Here is an 18,279-nt window from a genome sequence, read left to right as displayed (position 1 = left end):
CCGTCTGGTGGTCGTCAGTGGCCAAGATTGCAGGCTCTGGCCACTGCAAGGCAAGCCGTTTTAGAACAACCCCATCTGGCCACCCACCAGGGTGCCGAAGTCGTCGCTGACAAACGGCAGGATCGCGTCCGCCACCGGCTGCAGTTGCCGGGTGACGTAATGATCGTAGTCGATCGGTGCCTGGCGCACTTCCAGCGGTTCCGGGCCGTTGACGGTGATCACGTAGCTGATCCAGCCACCGTTCTGGTACTGGCGGGGGCGGCCCTGGCGGTCGTTGTATTCGTCGGCCAGGCGCGCGGCGCGCACATGGGGCGGCACGTTGCGTTCGTAGTCGCCCAGTTGCCGGCGCAGGCGTTTGCGGTAGATCAGTAACTCGTCGAGCTCACCACTCAAGGTGCGGCGCACGTAGTCGCGCACGTAATCCTGATGGGGCTGGCGGTGGAAGATCCGCCGGTAGAGCTCCTGCTGGAATTGCCGGGCCAGGGGCGACCAGTCGCTGCGCACGGTTTCCAGGCCTTTGTAGATCATTTCTTCGCTGCCATCGGCGCGGGTGACCAACCCGGCGTAGCGCTTTTTGCTGCCCTCTTCCGCGCCGCGAATGGTCGGCATCAGGAATCGGCTGAAGTGGGTTTCGTATTGCAGCTCCAGGGCACTCTGCAGGCCGAACTCCTTCTGCAGGCGCTCGCGCCACCAGGTGTTGACGTGCTGCACCAGGTCCAGGCCGATGCGCGTGGCGTCTTCCTGGGAGTGGGCGCTGCCGAGCCAGACGAAGGTGGAGTCGGTGTCGCCGTAGATCACTTCATAGCCCCGGGCTTCGACCAGTTCACGGGTCTGGCGCATGATCTGGTGGCCGCGCAGGGTGATGGACGACGCCAGCCGGGTGTCGAAGAAGCGGCAACCGCTGGAACCGAGTACACCGTAGAAGGCGTTCATGATGATCTTCAGGGCCTGTGACAGCGGCGCGTTGTGTTCGCGCTTGGCCACTTCGCGGCCTTCGGAAACCCGCGCGACAATCGATGGCAGGCAATGCCGGGTACGGGAAAACCGCGCGCCGCGAAAGCCTTCCACCGACTCGCTGTCTTCGGGGTGACGCAGGCCCTCGATCAGACCCACCGGGTCGATCAGAAAGCTGCGGATGATCGACGGGTAAAGGCTTTTGTAGTCGAGCACCAGCACCGATTCGTAGAGGCCCGGGCGCGAGTCCATGACAAACCCGCCGGGGCTGGCCTGGGGCGGTTTGTCTCCCAGGTTCGGCGCGACGAAACCCTGGCGGTGCATCAGCGGCATGTACAGGTGAGTGAACGCGGCCACCGAACCGCCGTTGCGGTCTGCCGGCAGGCCGGTGACGCTGGCCCGCTCCAGGAGAAATTTCAGCAGCTCGGTCTTCTCGAAAATCCGCGTCACCAGCTCGCAGTCCTTGAGGTTGTAGCGCGCCAGTGCAGGCTTGTCCTCGGCGAACATGCGGTTGATTTCGTCCATGCGCTGGTACGGCGTAGAGATCGATTTGCCTTCGCCGAGCAAGGCCTGGGCGACGTTTTCCAGGCTGAAGGATTCAAAACTCCAGGTCGCCGACCGCAGGGCTTCGATGCCATCGATGATCAGCCGCCCGGCCGCCGCGGCGAAGTAATGATTGCGGCTGCCGTGTTCGCGCCAGCCCATGGCATCGCCGCCACGGCCGAGCAACAGCGGCACGTTCAGGCGCTGCGCATGTTCGTGCAGGACACGCAGGTCGAACTGCACCAGGTTCCAGCCGATGATCGCGTCGGGATCATGGGTGGCGAGCCACAGGTTCAGGCGTTCCAGCAGTTCGGCGCGGGTGTCGCAGTAGTCGAGCTTGAAGTCCACCGCGTCGGTTTTGTTCGGCGGGCCGAGCATGTACACCTGGCGCTCGCCGCAGCCTTCGAGGGCGATGGAATACAGGTCGCCCTGGGCGGTGGTCTCGATGTCCAGCGATACCAGCTTGAGGGGCGGGCGGTAATCCGGCGCAGGTTTCATCTGCGCCTCTACCAGCATGCCGCCCTCGCCCGGCGTGCCGCCGAACCACACCGGCGCGGTGATGAAGCGTTCCATCATGTAGCGCTCGGGCGGGCGCACGTCGCCTTCGTAGACGTCGATGCCGGCTTTGCGCAGGCGCTTTTCCAGGTCCATCAATTGGCGATGCTGTTTGGTGTAGAGGCCCAGCACCGGGCGATGGTGGAAATCGCACAGCGCCAGGTCGCGCCACTCGATGCCGCGCTCACCCTTGAGCTGCAGTTCGGCGGGCTTGCGATGGGCCTGGGGGATGAACATCACGGAGGTCTGCACCGGCAAGCGCACAAACCTTGGGCCTTGATCGGTGGCCAGCCAGAAACTGACCTCCGTGCCCGCCGGGGTGTCGCGCCAATGCCGGGTCAGGACAAACCCCTGCTGTAAATCCACCTTGCCACACCTCAAGAATCACTTTCAGGGCGTGATTCTACTCGGCCTGTGACAAGGCGCGGCGATTTAACGGAAATGACCTACGCGTACGGAGACCGCAACCTCACAAACTTGTTGCAGAATGTTAATGACAATTACTATCATTCGTACCGGAGTCGTATCCGCGCAGCGAGGACGCGCAACGTTGTTGCCCTTTTCCTCACAGTGACGGTTCGCCGTCAGGATCGACCATGCCCACTTCCACCCGTTTGGCTGTGCCGTTTCGCCCTACCCTGCTCGCCCTTTGCTGCTCCCTGAGCCTCGCCGCTCACGCCGCAACTCCAGAAACCCCGCAGGATGCGAACAACAGTCAGGACGGCAAGGCGCTGGAATTGGGCGCCACCACCATCAGTGCCGACGCGCCTACGCCCAATGCCCTGCCCCCGGTGTACGCCGGCGGCCAGGTCGCCCGTGGCGGGCAACTGGGGGTGCTGGGCAACCAGGACATCATGGACGTGCCGTTCAGCATGTCTTCCTACACCGAAAAACTGATCCGCGACCAGCAGGCCGAAAACGTCGGCGATGTGCTGCTCAACGATTCGTCCGTGCGCCAGGCGTCGGGTTATGCGAACCAGGCCCAGGCCTTTGTGATTCGTGGCTTGCCGCTGAATGGCGACGACATTTCGTTCAACGGTTTGTACGGCATCCTGCCGCGCCAGATCATGTCCACCGACGCCCTGGAACGCGTTGAAGTGTTCAAGGGCCCCAACGCCTTTATCAACGGCGTGACACCCGGCGGCTCCGGGATTGGCGGCGGTGTGAACCTGCAACCCAAACGCGCCGATGATGTGCCGTTGCGCCGTTTCAGCACCGACATCAGCAGTGATGGCCGGGTCGGCGAGCACCTGGACATCGGCCAGCGTTTTGGTGAGGACAATCGGTTTGGCGCGCGGGTGAATATTTCCCAGCGCGAAGGCGATACCGGGGTTGATGACGAGAGCCAGCGCTCGAAGCTGTTTGCGGTTGGCCTGGATTATCGCGGCGATGCGCTGCGCTTGTCGGGAGATTTTGTCTACTCGAAACAGCAGATCAATGGCGGGCGCAACACCGTATTGCTCGGCCAGAACCTGACCCACATCCCCAACGCGCCTTCGGCCGACACCAACTACGCGCCGAACTGGGGCACCAGCAGCCTGGAAGACACCTTCGGCATGCTGCGCGCCGAGTACGACCTGAACGACACCTGGACGGCCTACATCGCCGGCGGTGCCAAACACACCAACGAGATCGGCCGTTACTCGTCGGTCACGCTGAATGACACCCTGGGCAATGCCACCGTCAGCGGCTCGCGCATCGCCCACCAGGAAGACAACACCAGCCTGATGGCGGGCTTGAACGGCAAGTTCCAGACCGGCTCGGTCAGCCACAGGCTGAACCTCGAGTTGACCGGCATCTGGGCCCAGGCGCGCAACGCCTATGACTTCGACTTCACCGGCCACGCCAGCAATATCTATAACCCGGTGGACGTTGCCGAGCCGGTCAAGGGTGGCTCGGTGGGCGGCGACCTGAACGACCCGGGTATCACCGCCAAGACCTTCGCCCGCAGTGCGGCGGTCTCGGACACCCTGGGCTTTATGGATGATCGCTTGCTGGTGACTGCCGGTTTGCGCCGCCAGGAACTGGTGGTTCAGGGCTTTGCCTACGGCACCGGCACTCGCACTGCCGACTACGACAAGTCGATCACCACACCGGTGTATGGCCTGGTGTTCAAGCCGTGGGACCATGTGTCGTTCTATGCCAACCATATTGAAGGGCTGGCACAGGGGCCAACCGCGCCTACTACGTTTGGCACCGCCAAGGTACTCAACGCAGATCAAGCCTTTGCACCTGCCCGCTCGAAACAGAGCGAAGCCGGGGTCAAGGTCGACATGGGCACCTATGGCGCCACGTTGGGTGTCTACCGAATCGAACAGCCGAGTGATGGTTATTCCCAAGTGACCGGCGTCGACGCACTCGGCAAGCCCGTTGCGACTTACTTTCGCCAAGGCGACCAAATCAACAAAGGTGTAGAACTCAACGTCTTCGGCGAACCCATCGCTGGCCTGCGCCTGCTGGGCGGCGCAACCATTATCCACACCGAACTCAAAGGCACCCAGAACGGCACCAACGACGGCAACCGCGCCGTCGGCGTACCAAGCTTCCAGCTCAACGCCGGCGTGGACTGGGATGTGCCCGGCCTGCAAGGCGTGACCGTTGACGGTCGTATGCTGCGCACCGGCGGCCAATACGCCGACCAGGCCAACACCCTCAGCCTGCCCACCTGGAACCGCTTCGACGTGGGCGCGCGCTACACCTTCAAGGTGGACCAGCGTGACGTCACCCTCGGCGCCACCGTGGAGAACGTCGCCAATACCAAGTACTGGGAATCGGCACTCGGCGGCTACCTGACCCAAGGTGACCCACGTGTGGCCAAGTTGTCGGCCAGCATCGACTTCTAAACCCAATCAATGTGGGAGCTGGCTTGCCTGCGATGCAGGCACCTCGGTGTGTCAGATGCACCTCGGTGATGCTATCGCAGGCAAGCCAGCGCCTACAGAAAAGCAGATCTGCTTTCAGCCCTTTCGTTTGCCGGATATTGGACAGCCGCGTGCCAACTGCGTAGTTTTTCACCCACTGCGCACAAGGACCCCGGCATGTCCCCCGACCTCACTTCCATCGAGCTGTTCCTCAAGGCGGTCAAGCTGGGCAACCTGTCCCGGGCGGCCGAGCAATCCCATATCTCCCTCTCTGCCGCCAGCCGACGCCTGTCGCTGCTGGAGCAGCACTTCAAGGTCGCCCTGCTGACCCGCACTTCCACCGGCGTTTCACCGACGGCGGCCGGGGAGGTGTTGGCCCAGCATGCACAGTCGATCCTGCGGGCGGTGGACGGCATGCACGCGGACCTCGCCGACTACGCCAAGGGCGCCACCGGCCGGGTGTGCCTGTACGCCAACAGTTCAGCAATGAGCCAGGAGCTGCCGCGCCAATTGACCCAGTGGAACACGTTGCACCCGGGCATCCGCCTGGACATTCGCGAGGAGCGCAGCCGGGAAATTCTCCAGGCGGTGCGCGACGGCGTGGCGGATGTCGGCATTGTCACCACCCGGCACAGCGGTGAAGAACTGCGCTTCGAACCCTACTGCCAGGACCGCCTGTGCCTGATCGTGCCCCACGACCATCCATTGAAAATGCGCCACGCGCGCTTTGAAGATTTGCTCGGCTATGACTTCGTCGGGCTGGAAGACAACGCCGCCATCACTCCGCTGATTACCGACGCCGCCGCAGCGATCGGCATGCCGTTGCGGCTGCGGATGCAGGTGCGCAGTTTCGAAGCGGTGTGCCGCCTGATCGCCGCCGGCCAGGGCGTGGGCGTGTTGCCACAGGGCGCGGTGCAGATTTTTCGCAAGGAGATGGCCTTGCGCTTTATCGAAATCGACGACAGCTGGGCCGACCGGCAGATGTACCTGTGCATGCGCAAGGAACAGCCTTCACTGACCAGCCTGGCGCTGTTCGACTACCTCAGCGCCAACCCGGCATAAACCTTCGGCCTTCGAATTTCGCGAAGGCCGATTCCACAATTAGCAATTCCCCTGTTGCCGCAGCTGTGCCAAGAATGCCCCCGCCAGACCTTCCTATAAAAACAACACAGGAGACACGGCGTGTCCCAATCCCCCAACCGCTCCACCCACCGCATCGCCGTGATTCCCGGCGACGGCATCGGCCGCGAAGTGGTGCCCGAAGGCCTGCGGGTACTCGACGCCGTCAGCCGGCGCTTCGGTATTCACTTTCACTTCGACCACTTTGCCTGGTGCAGCGAGCACTACCTGGCCCACGGCACGATGATGCCCGACGACTGGGCCGAACAGATCGGCAGCCATGACGCGATCTTCTTCGGCGCCGTCGGCGCGCCAGACATCATTGCCGACCACACCGCTGTGTGGGAGTCGCTGCTGAAGATCCGCCGCCAGTTCGATCAATACGTGAATATCCGCCCGGTGCGCCTGATGCCCGGCGTGCCCTGCCCGCTGGCCGGCCGTGTACCGGGGGACATCGACTTCATCGTGGTGCGGGAAAACACCGAAGGCGAATATTCCAGCGTCGGTGGGCGCATGTGGGAAGGCACGTCGCGGGAAATCGCGGTACAGGAATCGATTTTCTCCCGCGAAGGTGTGGACCGCGTGGTGGATTACGCTTTCAAACTGGCGCAACAACGGCCTCGGAAAAACCTGGTGGCGGCGACCAAATCCAACGGGATCTCGATCACCATGCCGTTCTGGGACGAGCGGGTGAACGAGATTGCCCGGCGCTACCCGGACGTGAAGACCGCCAAGTTCCACATCGACATTCTGTGCGCGCACTTCGTGCAGCATCCCGACTGGTTCGATGTGGTGGTGGCGTCCAACCTGTTCGGCGACATCCTTTCCGACCTTGGCCCGGCGTGCACCGGCACCATCGGCATTGCGCCGTCGGCCAACCTCAATCCGGAGCGGCGCTACCCGTCGTTGTTTGAACCGGTGCACGGCTCGGCGCCGGACATTGCCGGGCTGGGCGTCGCCAATCCGATCGGGCAGATCTGGTCGGCCGCACTGATGATCGAGCACCTGGGTGACGGTGATCCGCTTTATCAGGAAGCCGCGGCGGCCATCGTGTCCGCCATCGAAACGGTGCTTGCCGAAGGCCCGCGCACCCGGGAAATGGGCGGCAGCGCCAGCACCGTCGAAGTGGGCCGCGCCATCGCCGAATGCGTCGCAGGGAACAGGAGCTGAACATGACCCACGCACATTACATTGCCAACCAATGGCGGGCGTCGACCTCGCTGGAAGACATTCCGGTGATCGACCCGAGCACCGGCGAAACCTATTCGAGCATTGCCCGTGGCACGGCCGCCGATATCGACGCGGCGATCAGCGCGGCGCGCCAGGCCCTCGGGGAAACCTTCGATGGACCGTGGGGCCAGTTGTCTGCCGTGGAGCGCAGCCGCTTGCTGGCCAAGCTCGGCGTGGCAGTGCTGGAACATCATGAAGAGCTGGCGCAGATCGAAGCGCGGGACACCGGCAAGGCGCTGAAAGTCGCCCGCGCCGATGCCACCGCCCTTGCCCGCTATTTCGAATATTACGCGGGTGCCGCCGACAAGCTGCACGGCGAAACCCTGCCGTATCAGGCCGGCTACACGGTGCTGACGGTACGCGAGCCCCATGGCGTGACCGGGCATATCATCCCGTGGAATTACCCGATGCAGATTTTCGGGCGCAGCGTCGGCGCCTCCCTGGCGGCGGGCAATGCCTGTGTGGTCAAGCCGGCGGAAGATGCCAGTCTGTCGTTGCTGCGCCTGGCGGAAATTGCCACGGAGGTGGGCTTTCCGGCCGGCGCGATCAATGTGGTCACCGGTTATGGCTACGAAGCCGGCGCGGCGTTGTGCGCACACCCGGGCATCGATCACATCTCGTTCACCGGCTCCACTGTCACCGGCACGGCGGTGTCGAAAGCCGCCGCCGAGCGCCACTGCCCGGTGACGCTGGAGCTCGGCGGCAAGTCGCCGCAACTGGTGTTTGCCGATGCCGATCTGGATGAAGCGCTGCCGGTGCTGGTGAATGCCATCGTGCAGAACTGCGGGCAAACCTGCTCCGCCGGCAGCCGCTTGCTGGTGGAGCGCAGCATTTACGAAACCCTGCTGGCGCGCCTCAGCCAGCGTTTTTCCGAGCTGCGCGCCGGGCCTTCAGCGCTGGACCTGGACATGGGCCCGCTGATCAACCAGAAGCAGCAGCGCCAGGTGCGCGAGTTTATTCGCGAAGCCGAACAGGCCGGGATCACCGTCGCCGCGCGCGGCACGGTGGTGGCCGAGGCCGGCAGCGACGGGTATTTCCAGGAAGCGGTGCTATTTCGCGATGTGCCGCCAGACAGTCGCCTGGCGCAACAGGAAGTCTTCGGCCCGGTACTCGCCGTAATGCCCTTCGACGATGAAGCCGAAGCGATTCGCCTGGCCAACGGCACCGAGTTCGGCCTGGTGGCCGGCGTATGGACCCGCGACGGCGCACGCCAAATGCGCCTGGCCCGCAAGCTGCGCTGCGGCCAGGTGTTCATCAATAACTACGGGGCCGGTGGCGGCGTCGAGCTGCCATTTGGCGGGATAAAGGCCAGCGGTTATGGCCGGGAAAAGGGCTTCGAGGCGCTGCTGGGCTTTACCACCTTGAAGACCATTGCGATCAAACACGGTTGATTCCTCACAACAACAAGAACGGAGAACACACCATGCGTTTAGCCAATAAAGTTGCGATCGTCACCGGCGCCGGTTCGGGTTTTGGTGAGGGCATCGCCAAGACCTTTGCCCGCCAGGGCGCCAAGGTGATCGTCGCCGACATGAACGCGGTCGGCGGCCAGCGGGTGGTCAATGAAATCGCCGAAAGCGGCGGCCATGCGCATTTCATCGAGGTCAACGTGGCCAACGATGAAAGCATGGGCGCCCTGCTGCGCGGCACCCTGGAACAGTTCGGCGGCCTGGATATCGTCATCAACAACGCCGGCACCACCCACCGCAACCGGCCGATGCTGGAGGTCGACGAGGCCGAGTTCGACCGGGTGTTTGCGGTCAACGTCAAAAGCATCTTCCTGAGCGCCAAGCATTTTGTGCCGCACTTTCGCGGCCAGGGCGGCGGTGTGTTCGTCAACATTGCCTCGACGGCGGCGATCCGTCCGCGTCCGGGACTGGTCTGGTATAACGGCAGCAAGGGTGCAGTGGTGGTCATGAGCAAGACCATGGCGGCAGAGTTGGGGCCGGACAATATCCGCGTCAACTGCGTGAATCCGGTCGTCGGTGCCACGGCGTTGCTCAGCGAATTCATGGGCGTGCCGGACACCCCGGAAAACCGCCAGAAGTTCATGGCAACCATTCCCCTGGGGCGCTTTTCCACCCCGCAAGATGTGGCCAACGCCTGCCTGTACCTGGCGTCGGACGAAGCAGCGTTCATCACCGGCACCTGCCTGGAAGTCGATGGCGGACGCTGCGTGTAACTCACTCTCACAGGGACCGGAATTGCTATGTGTGATCTTCATAATAAGAACGAGCCGAACACCAGACAATTGCTTGAAGGCCTGCCAAAGAACTGGGGTAAATGGGGACCGGACGACGAAGTCGGCGCCCTCAATTACCTGACTGAAGCCGAAGTACTGCGGGGCGTCGCCTCGGTGCGCCAGGGCAAGACCTTTACCCTGCAAGTGCAGATCGGCCACCCGGGCGGCGACCCGATGTGGCCGGCGCGCAACCCGTCGATGCGCTTCAACACCCTGGACCACAGCCATTACCACTTCGGCAAACAGCCGCACATGACCGGCGGCGCGGCGTACTCCGACGACGTGATCTTCATGCAGCTGCAAGGCTCGACCCAGTACGACGCCCTCGGACACGCCTGGTACGACAATCAACTGTGGAACGGCTACGACGCCAACACCACGGTCGGCGGCATGGCCAAGGCCAGTGTATTGGCGATTGCCGAACGGGGTGTGGTGGGTCGCGCCGTGCTGATCGACATGGCCCGGTATCGCGGCAAGAAGTGCCTGGGCCGTGGTGAAACCTTCAACCACCTGGACTTGCTCGACGCCGCCAAGGCCCAGGGCGTGACCATTGAAAAGCGCGACATCCTGATCATCCGCACCGGCTCCATGGGCGCGTTTTATGAACTGGGCAAAACCGAGTTCTTCAAGGACCTGATGGAGCCGGGGCTGACGTACAGCCGGGAGCTGGTGGAGTGGTTCCACGAGATGGAAATCCCCAATCTGGTGACCGACACCATCGCCAACGAAGTGATCACCGACCCGGTGTCCGGGGTGCAGATTCCGCTGCATTGCGCGCTGATGCGCAACCTGGGGATCGCCTTCACCGAAATCGTGCTGCTGGAGGAACTGGCCGCCGATTGCGCAGACGACGGCCAGTGGAAGTTCCTCTACACCGCCGCCCCGTTAAAGATTGTCGGGGGCAGTGGCGCGCCGGTGAACCCGGTGGTGATCAAGTAACCCGAGGATCAGACCTGACCTTTGTCCCATAGCCGGACCAACTCTCCAGGTGCCAACTCTTCGGGCACCTGGAGCATCAACCGGTCATCGCGATCATCCTGGCGAAAGCGCACTTCGATCTGGTAGAAGCGCTGGTCGCCCCTCCCCGAGTCAACCGAGGCCAGCGGCAGGCAACCGTTGAGCAACGTGCAGATCTGTTCACGCTCATCCAGATTGCATTGGGCAAACTCGATCTCGCGCGGCCGGCTCAACATCGCTGTTACCCCGCCTTGGCGGGACAGACGCACCGTGGCATCGCTGCCCAGGGGTGGTAGCTGTTTCATCGCATTCTCCTCATCCCGGGCTCACACCCACACCGGCCCAGGCTTTCTCTACCGCCTTGGCCTGGGTGGCGCCGAAACGCTCACGGGCATGCGCGACGGTCAAGGTGGCAAAGCCTTGGAAGTCCGCATCATTATCGAGTTGTTTATCGCAGAGGGTGTCATACCAGACTTGCCCTGCCTGCTCCCAGGCCGCGCCGCCCAAGGCCGTCGCTGCGAGGTAAAACGCACGGTTGGGGATCCCGGAGTTCAGGTGCACGCCGCCATTGTCATCCTGAGTGACGACGAAGTCCCGCATATGCGCCGGCTGCGGGTCCTTGCCCAGCACCGGGTCGTCATAGGCGGTGCCGGGATGGGACATGGAGCGCAGGCCTTTGCCATGGACCTTGTCGGTCAGCAAATCTGCGCCGATGAGCCAGTCCGCCTGCTCAGCCGTGTGCTTGAGCGCGTATTGCCGGGTAAGGACGCCGAACACGTCGGAGATTGATTCGTTGAGCGCCCCGGACTGGTTGCGGTAAACCAGGCCGGCTTCGCTCTCGATGATGCCGTGGGTCAGTTCGTGGGCGACCACGTCCAGGGACCGGGTAAAGCGCTGGAACACCTCACCATCGCCGTCGCCAAAGACCATTTGCGCACCATTCCAGAAGGCGTTGTCATAGCCTTCGCCATAATGCACGGTGCCGGTCAGTGCGAAACCGCGATTATCGATGGAGTCGCGCCCGTAAACCTGCCAGAAAAAATCATGGGTCGCGCCCAAGGCATCATAAGCCTCATCCACCGCCGCATCGCCGCTGGCCCGCTGCCCCTCTGCGCGTACCAGGTCACCTGGAAGCACCGTCAGGTGGCCGGCGTCGTAGACATTGCGTTGCAACGCGCCGGTAACGGGCGCCGCCGAAGCCTGGCCAGGCTTGCCCGGATTGGGCAGTAACTGGCGAACGTGGGTCAGGGTATTCAGGGCTCGCGAGCGCTGCCAATCGGAACCGTGGTCGATCAGCCGATGGAGAATGTAGGGCGGGATAAATCCCGGGCACGAACCTGGACTGGGCATGGGCGTTCTCCTTGTCAGATAGCTGTCTGTCTTGTTGTGATGCGGTTTTGCCCCCGAGGTTCGATTGGATCGGGTGGCGAATTTGCGTATCGCCGACTCGCCACTAGACTCAGGACTCCTCTTACATGGAAGTCCACTCAATGAATGTCATTCGCCCGCTTCGCCAGGCCATTGCCCTGGCAATCCTGTTATCCGCCGGTGCCCTGACGGCACATGCCGCCGATATCCCGCTGTCCAAGTCGCTGGAAGCCGATGAGGTGACCACCAAGGTGCTCAAAGTGGATGCCGCCAGCCATCAGGTGGTGCTCCAGGGCGCTGAAGGCCGCGAGGTGCATGTGCAGCTCAGCGACCAGGCCAAGGACCTGGGCAACCTCAAGGTTGGCGATCAGGTCAAGGTGCTGGTGACTCATTCGGTCGCAGCCGTACTGGACACCGACATCGACAAGGGCGCGCCCGACGCCACCGAGAAAGCCGGCGTGCTGCGTGCCACTGCGGATAACCCGAACCCGGGCGGTGCTGCCTTCCGCCAGGTGCAGGTGCAACTGAAGATCACCCACATCGACTTGAAGAAAAACCAGGTGACCCTGGAGAACCCGGCGGGCCTAAGCAAAGTGCTGACCGTGGAAAAACCGGAAATCCGCGCCGGCCTCAAAGACCTCAAGGTCGGCCAGAGCGTGTTGGTGACCTACACCGACACCCTGGAAATCAGCACCGCCCACGAAGGCTGATGGCAGCGCAGGCCCATCAGCTCAAGGCTGATGGGCCTGCGCCAAATAGTCTTCGATGTTGTTCATCTGATCGTCCCAGCCTCGGGAGTTCTTCTTGTAGGCTTTCTGGCGGCGAGCTTCCGGGATTGCGTCAAACCCTGATTCCACCACTCGCAACAAGATGCCTTCGGCGTGATCCTCAAGGGTGAACTCCACCAGCGTGGGGGTTTCCGTGTCGTAGTCCACATCCTTGTCTACGGCGTAGGGATGCCAACTGAAAGAGAACCGCGTTTGCGGCTCAAGGCGCTCGATTGTCGCCTTCCACACCACATGCTCGTAACCGGGGTAAGTGATCTGGGCTTCAATGGCCCGACCCGGTGCGAACTGCTTGCCCTTGAGGGCGATGCCAAACCAGCTGCCGAATTGCTCGGCGTCGGTCAGTGCTTCCCAGACGCGTTGACGTGGAGCGTTGAGCAGGACCTTACGTTTGATTTCATTTGATTCGTGCATGAGACACCTCCTGTATTGACAGTAGGCGACATCGACCAATGCGCAACCTTTGAGAAGGGATAGGGCATGACTCGCGTCATGCCCCATGGCCTTAAACGTGGGGATCACCCGGTGCCTTGCTGGGGGTCGCGTATTGCGGCTTCAAGTGGCCTTCCTGATCGAGCAACCAGGCATCCATGATCTGGCGCACCACCGGCCCTGCCACACGGCCACCGGCCTCGCCGTTTTCGATCATGACTGAAATCACGATACGCGGGTGCTCCGCCGGGGCGAAGCCGACGAACAGGGCGTTGTCGCGGTTGCGCTCCAGGGTTTTCAAGCGGTTGTAGCGCTCACCCTGCTTGATCGCCACCACCTGGGCGGTACCACTCTTGCCGGCAATCCGGTATTGCGCACCGGCTGCGGCTGCCCGGGCGATACCACGTGGGTCGTGCATAACCAGCTGCATACCGTGGTTGACCTGTTCCCAATCGCGCGGGTCTTTGAGGACGACGTTAGGCATCGGGTTTTCATCCACTGGCGCCACGCCATTGATGGTCTTGGCCAGGTGTGGTCGGTTCCACACGCCTTTGTTGGCGATCAGCGCAGTGGCCTGGGCCAGTTGCAACGGGGTGACCTGCATGTAGCCCTGGCCGATGCCGAGGATCACGGTTTCACCCGGGAACCACGGTTGGCGCCGCGTTGCACGCTTCCAGGCCTGGGATGGCATCAAACCGGCAGACTCTTCGAACATGTCCAGGGAGACTTTCTGGCCGAGGCCGAACTCGGCCAGGTAGTCGTGCAGGCGATCGATGCCCAGCTTGTGGGCCAGGTCGTAGAAGTAGGTGTCGTTGGAGCGCATGATCGCCGCGTCCATGTCCACCCAGCCGTCGCCACTGTGGTTCCAGTTACGGTATTTGTGGTCGAAGTCCGGGAGTTGGTAGTAGCCAGGGTCGAACACGCGGGTCTGGGCGGTGACCACTCCGCTGTCGAGGCCGGCGATGGCCACTTCCGGCTTGATCGTCGAACCCGGCGCATAGAGCCCGCGCAGTACACGGTTGAACAACGGCCGGTCGAGGGAATCGTGAAGCGCAGCGTATTCCTTGAAGCTGATGCCGGTGACGAACAGGTTCGGGTCAAAGCTCGGCTTGCTGACCATCGCCAGGACTTCGCCGGTTGCCGGGTCCAGGGCCACCACCGAGCCGCGCCGATCGCCCAAGGCCTCTTCGGCGGCTTCCTGGAGTTTGACGTCCAGGCTCAGCACGATGTTTTTGCCGGGGATCGGGTCGGTGTGCTTGAGCACCCGCAGCACGCGGCCCTGGGCGTTGGTCTCGACTTCTTCATAGCCGACGTGGCCATGCAGCTCCGACTCGTAGAAACGCTCGATACCGGTTTTGCCGATGGACTGCGTGCCCCGGTACTCCACCGAGTCGAGGGCCTTGGATTCTTTTTCGTTGATCCGGCCAACGTAACCAATGGAGTGGGCAAAGTGCGCACCCAGCGGGTAATGGCGGACGAATTGCGGCTCGACGTCCACGCCCGGCAGGCGAAATTCGTTGACGGCCAGCACGGCGATCTGTTCTTCGGTCAACTCGTAAAACAGCGTGACGGGCACGAAGGGATGACGCGCCTGTTTGAGCGCTTTGTCGAATACACCGCGGTCTTCAGCGGGCAGATGCAGGAGGCTGACGATAGCGTCCAGTTCTCCCTTGAGGTCGGTCGTGCGCTCGCGGGTGATCGTCAGGTTGTAGCTCGGGCGGTTGTCGGCAAGTACTACGCCGTTACGGTCATAAATCAGGCCGCGCGTCGGTGTAATCGGCAGGACATGGACACGATTGTTTTCCGAAATCGTGGAGTGATAGTCGTACTGCACCACCTGCAGGAAGTACATTCGGCCTACCAGGGCGCAGGTAATGCCGATCACCAGCAGTGCGCAGGCCAGCAGCCGCTTGTTGACCAGGCGGTTTTCTTTTTCGTGATCCTTGATGGGTATCGGTTCAGGCATTTCTACAGCATCTCGTTGAATAAGGTCGACGCCGCATCCTGCGGAGTAAAATCAGTCCCTGTGAAAATGTGCTGCACCATACCAAAAATGCAGAAACACTTTGCATCGATTTCCCTGAACGGCGTGCATATGGGGCTGTTCATGCACTTTGGTTTGGGCCGGCGACCTTATTCATGCGTTTTTATGCTGAGAAATCAGCTCAAGACCGACTTGGGTTCCAGGAAGGCTTCCATGCCGAATGTGCCGTACTCGCGGCCAATACCCGATTGCTTGAAACCACCAAACGGTGCCATTGGCTCATGGGCCAGCGTGTTGATCAGGACGCGGCCAGCGTCGATGTGGCTGGCCAGCCTGCGGGCGCGTTCGGGGTTTGATGACAGAATGTACGCCTGGAGGCCGTAGGGCGTGTCGTTGGCGATGGCCAGGGCTTCGTCCTCGGTTGTGTAGGTAATAATCGATAATACGGGGCCGAAAATCTCCTCGCGGGCGATGGTCATTTGGTTGTTCACGCGACTGAATACAGTGGGTCTTACGAACCAGCCGGCGTTGATACCTTCTGGCAAACCGGGACCTCCCGCCAATAGATGAGCGCCCTCCTCAATCCCGATCTGGATGTAGCGCTGCACCCGCTCCCATTGTTTTTGACTGACCATGGGGCCGACGGCGGTAACTGGATCATGAGGATTGCCGGCTCGTACGTTGGCCACCTCCTCGATCATCAGCGCTTCGACTTCAGCCAGGCGATTTTCAGGTACCAGGATTCGAGTGCCAGCAATGCACGCCTGGCCGCTGTTCATGAAGCCGGCCTGAAGCGCCATGGGCACGGCGGTCTTGAGGTCCGCATCATCGAGAATCAGCACCGGTGATTTACCGCCCAGTTCCAGGGTGATTCGTTTCAGGGTGTCGGCGCCGGCACGCAGGATCGTTTTGCCGACAGCAGTCGAGCCTGTGAAAGAGACTTTTGCAATGTCTGGATGGGTGCCCAACACCGCGCCTACGGTTTCGCCACGGCCGGTGACGATGTTGAACACGCCGGGAGGCAAACCCGCTTCATGAAGTGCACGAGTGACGATAGAAGTCTGGATGGCGCTCATCTCACTGGGTTTGATCACCGCGGTACAGCCGGCGGCCAACGCTGCAGCGAGCTTGCCGCAGATGAAACCGGCATTGCTGTTCCAGGGCGTGATCAATCCGGCCACGCCCAGCGGTTGCATGACCACCTCGGCGATGCCAATGCGTCGGGAGAAGCTGTAGTTCTCCAGCATCGAAGCAGCATCCTTCAGGACGCTGGCGGCATGCCTGGCCATCCATCGCGCACGGGAAACCGGCGCACCGTACTCTTCGATGATTGCCTGGGTGAGTTCGTCCTCAATCGATTCAACGGCGGCGTGCATGCGTTGGAGATAGCCGATGCGTACAGCTTTGGAGCTTTGGGAAAACTCGGCAAACGCTCGCTTGGCGGCAGCGATGGCAACCTGGGCGTCCTGTTCATTTGCCAACCGAACCTGACCAATACGCTGGCCCGTCGCGGGATTGAACAGGTCAAAACGCTCTTCGCCGTGGGGCGTCACAAAGGCGCCGTTGATGTAAATCTGGTTGATGTGTTGCATAGGTCCTCCGGGACGCTGAGCTAGTGCGTCCTACGGTAAGTCACTATGATTGAGCTGATAAGCCGTACAAATCGGCATGAGTTAATGAGTGATTCAGGACAATGAACACATCCGGGCTGAATGAACTGGAAGCCGTACTGGCCGTGGCAAGGCATCGCAGTTTTCGCGCGGCGGCGACTGAGTTGAACGTGTCAACGTCGGCGCTGAGCCACTCTATCGCAGGGCTTGAAGCGCGAATGGGGGTGAGGCTGTTCAACCGCACGACGCGCAGTGTGTCGTTATCTGAAGTGGGGGCAGAGTTTGTCGAGACGATTACCCCGGCACTGTTGAGCATCCGCACGGCTTTGGAACAGGCGGGAAATCGCAGCGCGGAACCCAGCGGGACCTTGCGCCTGAATACCTCGGCGGGTGCTGCAAAGCAGGTGATGCCACTGCTGCTGGAGTACCTGCGACGTTATCCTCGGATGAAGTTGGATATCGTCACTGAAGGGCGCCTGGTGGATATCGTAGCGCAGGGATTTGATGCGGGGATTCGACTGGGGGATACCGTTCCTCAAGACATGATCGCAATTGATATCAGCCCTGCCCAGCGTTTTGCGGTATTGGGCAGCCCGGACTACTTTGCCAGCCACCCAATGCCCCTTAGTCCCATGGATTTGCGTGCTCATGCGTGTATTCGTAGCCGGATGCCCAGCGGGGCAATCTATCACTGGGAGTTTGAGCGTCATGGCGAGGCGATCGCTGTAGAGGTGCAGGGTGCTTTGACCCTGGATAACCCGACTCTGATGCTTGAGGCTGCCAGGGCGGGACTGGGATTGACCTATCTTACGGAATGGAATGCGGCCGCTGATTTAGCGAAAGGGACGCTAGTACGCGTGCTGGAGGACTGGACGCCGTCTTTTGACTGCTTGCGTCTCTATTATCCGGGTCGGCGCCATGTGCCGGCCGGGTTAAGGGCGCTGATTGAGCTGATCAGGGAGCAAGGGTTTTAAACGGGGAGGCGGAATTTATAGGCGCGGGGGCATCTGTTGACCCGTGTAATCGTTGAAGTTTTTCGCAAGCAAGCTCGCTAGTTTTCAACCGCCCAAAAACAAAACCCCTGATCGCGTTAGCAATCAGGGGTTCTGGAATTTAATCTTGACGATGACCTACTCTCACATGGGGAAACCCCACACTACCATCGGCGATGCATCGTTTCACTGCTGAGTTCGGGATGGGATCAGGTGGTTCCAATGCTCTATGGTCGTCAAGAAATTCGGGTACTGAGTCGTGGCCAGCTGGCCTCGCTTCAGCAAATTGGGTATGTGACAGCTTTCGGTGTTTGCAAGAATCGAACTTTCGGTTCATTTCGTCTTCACACACCGCAATCTGGTGCCTTTTCAGGTCAGCAAATTGCTTGGGTGTTATATGGTCAAGCCTCACGGGCAATTAGTATTGGTTAGCTCAACGCCTCACAGCGCTTACACACCCAACCTATCAACGTCGTAGTCTTCGACGGCCCTTCAGGGAACTCAAGGTTCCAGTGAGATCTCATCTTGAGGCTAGTTTCCCGCTTAGATGCTTTCAGCGGTTATCTATTCCGAACATAGCTACCCGGCAATGCCACTGGCGTGACAACCGGAACACCAGAGGTTCGTCCACTCCGGTCCTCTCGTAC

General features: G+C 61.5%; 14 protein-coding genes and 2 rRNA genes. 8 read left to right on the top strand and 8 right to left on the bottom strand.

Translation table 11 applies throughout. From position 1 onward, the window contains the following. Positions 1 to 60 precede the first annotated feature (60 nt). Positions 61 to 2,418, bottom strand: a complete 2,358-nt coding sequence (locus P3C29_RS28015; RefSeq protein ID WP_275965981.1) for a DNA polymerase II — start codon at positions 2,416 to 2,418, stop codon at positions 61 to 63. 230 nt (positions 2,419 to 2,648) lie between these two features. On the opposite strand from P3C29_RS28015, the gene P3C29_RS28010 reads away from it, so the two are divergent. The 6 genes from P3C29_RS28010 (at position 2,649) to P3C29_RS27985 (ending at position 10,443) form a co-directional block, all read left to right on the top strand. Further along, complete coding sequence (locus P3C29_RS28010; RefSeq protein WP_275965980.1) at positions 2,649 to 4,895, top strand: TonB-dependent siderophore receptor; 2,247 nt, start codon at positions 2,649 to 2,651, stop codon at positions 4,893 to 4,895. 195 nt (positions 4,896 to 5,090) lie between these two features. Further along, positions 5,091 to 5,975: a LysR family transcriptional regulator gene (locus tag P3C29_RS28005; protein WP_201124901.1), complete on the top strand. Its 885-nt coding sequence runs from the start codon at positions 5,091 to 5,093 to the stop codon at positions 5,973 to 5,975. 120 nt (positions 5,976 to 6,095) lie between these two features. After that, positions 6,096 to 7,202 carry a tartrate dehydrogenase gene (locus tag P3C29_RS28000; protein WP_275965979.1) on the top strand — a complete coding sequence of 369 codons (1,107 nt, stop codon included), beginning with the start codon at positions 6,096 to 6,098 and terminating at the stop codon, positions 7,200 to 7,202. A 2-nt stretch (positions 7,203 to 7,204) separates the two neighbouring features. Beyond that, positions 7,205 to 8,653 (top strand): aldehyde dehydrogenase family protein, encoded by a 1,449-nt coding sequence (locus P3C29_RS27995; protein WP_275965978.1) that lies wholly within the window; start codon positions 7,205 to 7,207, stop codon positions 8,651 to 8,653. A gap of 32 nt (positions 8,654 to 8,685) precedes the next feature. Then, a complete protein-coding gene (locus P3C29_RS27990; protein ID WP_008434578.1) occupies positions 8,686 to 9,444 on the top strand; it encodes an SDR family oxidoreductase in 759 nt (252 codons plus the stop codon). A gap of 27 nt (positions 9,445 to 9,471) precedes the next feature. Continuing rightward, positions 9,472 to 10,443, top strand: coding sequence for a cyclase family protein (locus tag P3C29_RS27985; protein WP_201124904.1), 972 nt, complete (start codon positions 9,472 to 9,474; stop codon positions 10,441 to 10,443). An 8-nt stretch (positions 10,444 to 10,451) separates the two neighbouring features. On the opposite strand, the gene P3C29_RS27980 is transcribed toward P3C29_RS27985, so the two are convergent. Further along, on the bottom strand, positions 10,452 to 10,766 hold the full coding sequence (locus P3C29_RS27980; protein WP_010166611.1) for a protealysin inhibitor emfourin: 315 nt from the start codon (positions 10,764 to 10,766) through the stop codon (positions 10,452 to 10,454). 10 nt (positions 10,767 to 10,776) lie between these two features. Beyond that, complete coding sequence (locus P3C29_RS27975) at positions 10,777 to 11,811, bottom strand: M4 family metallopeptidase (protein ID WP_169389225.1); 1,035 nt, start codon at positions 11,809 to 11,811, stop codon at positions 10,777 to 10,779. A gap of 140 nt (positions 11,812 to 11,951) precedes the next feature. On the opposite strand from P3C29_RS27975, the gene P3C29_RS27970 reads away from it, so the two are divergent. After that, positions 11,952 to 12,539 carry a hypothetical protein gene (locus P3C29_RS27970; RefSeq protein WP_010166606.1) on the top strand — a complete coding sequence of 196 codons (588 nt, stop codon included), beginning with the start codon at positions 11,952 to 11,954 and terminating at the stop codon, positions 12,537 to 12,539. 21 nt (positions 12,540 to 12,560) lie between these two features. Here P3C29_RS27970 and P3C29_RS27965 read toward each other — a convergent pair whose 3' ends face one another. From P3C29_RS27965 to P3C29_RS27955, 3 genes are all read right to left on the bottom strand, one after another. Then, positions 12,561 to 13,028 (bottom strand): SRPBCC family protein, encoded by a 468-nt coding sequence (locus P3C29_RS27965; RefSeq protein WP_169389226.1) that lies wholly within the window; start codon positions 13,026 to 13,028, stop codon positions 12,561 to 12,563. Positions 13,029 to 13,119: 91 nt separating this feature from the next. After that, positions 13,120 to 15,012 carry a penicillin-binding protein 2 gene (mrdA, locus tag P3C29_RS27960; protein WP_010166602.1) on the bottom strand — a complete coding sequence of 631 codons (1,893 nt, stop codon included), beginning with the start codon at positions 15,010 to 15,012 and terminating at the stop codon, positions 13,120 to 13,122. A 194-nt stretch (positions 15,013 to 15,206) separates the two neighbouring features. After that, positions 15,207 to 16,622: an aldehyde dehydrogenase family protein gene (locus tag P3C29_RS27955; RefSeq protein WP_275965977.1), complete on the bottom strand. Its 1,416-nt coding sequence runs from the start codon at positions 16,620 to 16,622 to the stop codon at positions 15,207 to 15,209. A gap of 101 nt (positions 16,623 to 16,723) precedes the next feature. On the opposite strand from P3C29_RS27955, the gene P3C29_RS27950 reads away from it, so the two are divergent. Further along, positions 16,724 to 17,614, top strand: a complete 891-nt coding sequence (locus tag P3C29_RS27950; protein ID WP_275965976.1) for a LysR family transcriptional regulator — start codon at positions 16,724 to 16,726, stop codon at positions 17,612 to 17,614. Positions 17,615 to 17,757: 143 nt separating this feature from the next. Here P3C29_RS27950 and rrf read toward each other — a convergent pair. Beyond that, positions 17,758 to 17,873 (bottom strand): 5S ribosomal RNA (rrf, locus tag P3C29_RS27945). Positions 17,874 to 18,029: 156 nt separating this feature from the next. Beyond that, positions 18,030 to 18,279, bottom strand: a 23S ribosomal RNA gene (locus tag P3C29_RS27940); the annotation flags it as partial.

This window comes from Pseudomonas sp. 1912-s, assembly GCF_029269205.1.
In the GTDB taxonomy this organism is placed as follows: Bacteria; Pseudomonadota; Gammaproteobacteria; order Pseudomonadales; family Pseudomonadaceae; genus Aquipseudomonas.
The sequence above is the reverse complement of the archived record's forward strand: the minus strand, read 5'-3'. Positions and strand labels throughout refer to the sequence as shown.